1 protein-coding gene is annotated in these 232 nt (G+C 62.9%); it reads right to left on the bottom strand.

Translation table 11 applies throughout. From position 1 onward, the window contains the following. Positions 1 to 232, bottom strand: a 232-nt coding sequence (locus M2D63_RS26190; protein ID WP_285865932.1) for a LysR substrate-binding domain-containing protein, incomplete at both ends; no start/stop codon positions are given.

A 232-nucleotide genomic window follows, 5' to 3' on the forward strand; every position in this document is an offset into this window, starting at 1 on the left:
CCGCACCTGCATGCGCCTTCCCGACTGCAGCGCCTGTTCTTCCAGGTGCAGGGCCAGGGCGCTGTCGGCAGACAGGCCGACGTAGCCATGTTCAAGGGTATCTGCAAAGCGCAGCTTGGTGCGTATGGCGAGAGGATGGTCCGTGTGCATGATCAGCACCAGGGGATCGTCGCGAAAGGGCAGGGTCTGCAGTTGTTCGCTGGTGACGGCGGTGGAGAGGATACCGATGTCC

Source organism: Pseudomonas sp. BJa5, from assembly GCF_030272875.2.
Classification (GTDB): Bacteria; Pseudomonadota; Gammaproteobacteria; order Pseudomonadales; family Pseudomonadaceae; genus Aquipseudomonas.